The 3,649-nt window shown below is 73.0% G+C and carries 5 protein-coding genes; all 5 read right to left on the reverse strand.

The window, feature by feature from the left end:
* Window positions 1-920: tRNA 2-thiouridine(34) synthase MnmA (gene mnmA / locus HW578_RS24355; RefSeq protein ID WP_198373294.1), on the reverse strand; the 920-nt coding region annotated here is incomplete at its 3' end.
* Window positions 917-1,615 carry a TenA family protein gene (locus tag HW578_RS24360; RefSeq protein WP_198373295.1) on the reverse strand — a complete coding sequence of 233 codons (699 nt, stop codon included), beginning with the start codon at window positions 1,613-1,615 and terminating at the stop codon, window positions 917-919. The genes HW578_RS24360 and mnmA, both read right to left, overlap by 4 nt.
* Window positions 1,616-1,620: 5 nt before the next feature.
* On the reverse strand, window positions 1,621-1,950 hold the full coding sequence (locus tag HW578_RS24365) for a ferredoxin family 2Fe-2S iron-sulfur cluster binding protein (protein ID WP_198373296.1): 330 nt from the start codon (window positions 1,948-1,950) through the stop codon (window positions 1,621-1,623).
* A gap of 2 nt (window positions 1,951-1,952) precedes the next feature.
* Complete coding sequence (locus HW578_RS24370) at window positions 1,953-3,143, reverse strand: cysteine desulfurase family protein (RefSeq protein ID WP_198373298.1); 1,191 nt, start codon at window positions 3,141-3,143, stop codon at window positions 1,953-1,955.
* 17 nt (window positions 3,144-3,160) lie between these two features.
* The coding region (locus tag HW578_RS24375) for an aminotransferase class V-fold PLP-dependent enzyme (protein WP_198373297.1) at window positions 3,161-3,649 on the reverse strand (489 nt) is incomplete at its 5' end.

Genomic DNA, 3,649 nt, shown 5'->3' on the forward strand with positions numbered 1-3,649 from the left:
CGCGCGCGCAGCTTGGCCGTGCAGCGCAGCGGCGCGGCGGGCGGGTCGATCAGCCAGTTCATCTCGCCGGCGGTGGCCTCGGTGGTCGCGAGCGCGCCGCGCGGCGCCACGATGACGCGCCGGCGCGGCGCATCGACGCCGGCGACATAGAGCTTCTCCGCGCCATCCCAGGACGCCGTGCCGAGGCCCCTGCCCTGCCCCACCGTGTAGCGCGCGATCCCCTCATGCGCGCCGAGCACGCGGCCATCGGCGGTGGCGATCTCGCCGGGCAGCAGCGCCTCGGGCCGCAGCCGGCCCACCAGCGCGTCGTAGCGGCCCTCGGGCACGAAGCAGATGTCCTGGCTGTCGGGCTTGTCGGCGACCGCGAGGCCGAAGCGTGCCGCCAGCGCGCGCACCGCGGCCTTGTCCGGCATGTCGCCCAGCGGGAAGCGGGCGATGGCCAGTTGCGCGCGCGTGGTGGCGGCGAGGAAGTAGGACTGGTCCCGCGCCGGGTCCGCCGCGCGGTGCAGCTCGGGCCCGGCGGGGCCTTCGACGCGCCGCGCGTAATGGCCCGTGGCCAGCGCCTCGCAGCCGAGGTCGCGCGCAAGGGCCACCAGGTCGCGGAACTTCACGGTCTGGTTGCAGCGGATGCAGGGGATGGGGGTCTCGCCACGGGCGTAGGTGTCGGCGAAGTCGCCGATCACCTCGCGCCGGAACACCTGCTCGCGGTCCAGGACGTAGTGCGGGATGCCGAGGCGGTCGGCCACGTCGCGCGCGTCGTGGATATCCTGCCCGGCGCAGCAGGCACCCTTCTTCTGCACCGCGGCGCCGTAGTCGTAGAGCTGCAGCGTGGCGCCGACCACCTCGTGGCCCTGCTCGGCCAGCAGCGCGGCGACCACCGAGGAATCCACGCCGCCCGACATGGCGACGAGGATCCTCATGCCGCGGCCAGCCCCTGCTGCCAGAAGCGCTGCTCGAGCCGCGCGGCCTCGGCGAAGTCGGCGGCGAGGCGGGCGAAGCGCGCATCGCCGCCATGGCTCACGCCCAGCGCGTCGATCCGCGCGGCGGCGGCGCGGGCCATGGCCTGGTAGTCGTCCGACGCATAGGCGTCGATCCAGGACTGGTAGGGGTTGGCATCGGTGCGGCGCGCCGGATCGGCCAAGATGCGCAGCGCCACCTCGCCATAGCCGACCGTGCAGGGCGCGAGCGCCACTTCGAGGTCGAGAATGTCGCCGGCGAGCCCGCGGTCCAGTACCCAGCGGGTGTAGGAGACAGTCTCCGCCGTCTCGGGCGTGGCCACCACGTCAGCCTCGCTGAGGCCCCACTCCGCGCAGTACTTCAGGTGCAGCTTCGTCTCGTCGAGGATGGCGAGCACGGCGGCTGCCTTCTCGCGCATCGCCGCCAGGCTCTCGCCCTTCACGACAGCCAGCGCCTTGGCGCGGGCGAAGTGGATGAGGAAGAGATAGTCCTGCACCAGGTAGTGCCGGAAGGCCGGTAGCGGCAGCGTGCCGGCCGACAACGCCTTCACGAAGGGATGCCAGGTGTAGCCGGCCCAGTCGGTGGCGGCGGCCGCGCGCAGCCGTCGGTAGAGGCCGCCCTCGGCGCCGAAGTCGGTCTCCCAGCGGGGGGCGGCCATCGGGTTCAGCCGCCTGCGTTGCGGCTGCCGGCGGGCAGCTTCACCGTCAGGCCGTCCAGCGCCTCGGTCATGATGAGCTGGCAGCCGAGACGGCTCGTCTCCTGCAGGTCGAAGGCGAGGTCGAGCATGTCCTCCTCGTCCTCGGTCGCCTTGGCGAGCTTGCCGTACCAGGACGGGTCCACGATCACGTGGCAGGTGGAGCAGGCGAGCGAGCCCTCGCACGCACCTTCGATGTCCACGCCGTGGCGGTGCGCGATCTCGAGCACGGAGAGCCCGAGCGGCGCGTCCACTTCCTTGCGCGTTCCGTCGCGCTCGATGAAGACCATCTTCGGCATGGCTACTCCGCCGCCCTGATTGTTCCTGAGACCGCACGCGTCCAGGCCTCCGCGAGCATGGCGGCGGCCCGGTCCACATCGGCGGGCGAGGTAAAGCGTCCGATGCCGATCCGCAAGGTGGCCCGGGCGCGCGCCTCGTCGAGGCCGATGGCGCGCAGCACGTAGGAGGGCTCGATCTCGGCCGAGGAACAGGCGGAGCCGGTCGAGACACAGACCCCCGGCGCGGCCTCCATGATGGCCTGCGCGGTGACCTTGCCGGGGAAGGCGATGGAGGCATTGCCGGCGACACGCGGCGCATGTTCCGCGTTCAGCGCGATGCCGGGGATGGCGGCGCGAAGTGCCGCGAGGAAACGGTCGCGCTGGCCGGCGATGCGGCCGGTGTCGAGCATGCCCTCGATCGCGGCGATACGCGCGGCCTCGCCGAAGCCCACCACCAGCGGGGCAGGCAGCGTGCCGGAGCGCAGGCCGCGTTCCTGCCCGCCGCCGGAGAAGAGCGGTGCGAGGCGGATGCGCGGCCGGCGCCGGACGAAGAGCGCGCCGATGCCCTTGGGGCCGTAAACCTTGTGGCCGGAGAGCGAGAGCAGGTCGGCCTCGATGTCGTTCACATCGAGCGGGATGCGCCCCGCGGCCTGGGCGGCGTCGGTGTGGAAGATCGCGCCGGCCGCCTTCACCAGGGCGCCGATGGCGGCGAGGTCATGGATCACGCCGATCTCGTTGTTCACCGCCATGACGGAGACCAGCAGTGTGCGGTCGTCGATGGCGGCACGCAGCGCGTCGAGGTCCGCGAGGCCGCTCGCATCGACCGGCAGGATGACGGGCTCGAATCCCTCGGCGGCCAGGTCGCGGACGGATTCGAGGACGCATTTGTGCTCGGTGGCGAGGGTAACGATGCGGCGGCGGTCGGACCCTTGGGATGCGGCGAAGCGGGCGGCGCCCTTGATGGCGAGGTTGTTCGCCTCGGTCGCGCCGGAGGTCAGCACGATCTCGCGAGGCTCCGCGCCGATCAGCTCGGCGATGTGGGCGCGGGCCTGCTCGACGGCTTCCTCGGCGGCGCGGCCGAGGACGTGCTCGACGGAGGCGGGATTGGCGAAGTTCTCCTCCCACCACGGGCGCATGGCGGCGAGGACGCGCGGGTCGACCGGCGTGGTGGCGTGGTGATCGAGGTAGATCGGGCGATTGGGCGGCGCGGTCATGGAGGCCAGATAGGCGCTCATGCCGCGCGGCGCGAGAGACGTGCACGCATGGCCGCCCAGGCCTGAGCGAAGCGCTCTGCGGAGTCCTCGCCCGCGTTCCAGGGCAGCGAAACCCTGATCGCGCAGCCCGCATCCGCGCCGAACCCCATCGCCGCCAGGACGTGGCTCGCACCCACCTTGCCCGAGGAACACGCCGCCCCCGCGCTCACACGCACACCGGCCAGGTCCAGCGCGATCACCTGCGTCTCCGCCGGCACTCCGGGCAGCAGGATCGAGGTGGTGTTGGGCAGCCGCGGCGCGCCGCGGCCGGGGAAGCGCGCCTCGGGCGCCAGCGCAGCCACGTCGGACTCGATCGCGTCGCGCAGGGCCGCGAGGCGTGCCATCGCTGCCGCATCCGCCGCCGCCAGCGCCGCCGCCATCCCTGCGATGGCCGGCAGCGGTTCGGTGCCCCCCCGCCGCCCGCGTTCCTGCCCGCCGCCGGCGACCAGCGGAGCGACATCGAGCCC

The organism is Roseomonas rosulenta (assembly GCF_016106005.1).
GTDB classification, from domain to species: domain Bacteria; phylum Pseudomonadota; class Alphaproteobacteria; order Acetobacterales; family Acetobacteraceae; genus Neoroseomonas; species Neoroseomonas rosulenta.

Bases quoted from the DNA above. Each gene is read 5' to 3' on its own strand.
- HW578_RS24360 (WP_198373295.1), bottom strand. From the start codon at position 1,615: ATGGCCGCCCCCCGCTGGGAGACCGACTTCGGCGCCGAGGGCGGCCTC.
- HW578_RS24370 (WP_198373298.1), bottom strand. From the start codon at position 3,143: ATGACCGCGCCGCCCAATCGCCCGATCTACCTCGATCACCACGCCACC.
- HW578_RS24365 (WP_198373296.1), bottom strand. From the start codon at position 1,950: ATGCCGAAGATGGTCTTCATCGAGCGCGACGGAACGCGCAAGGAAGTG.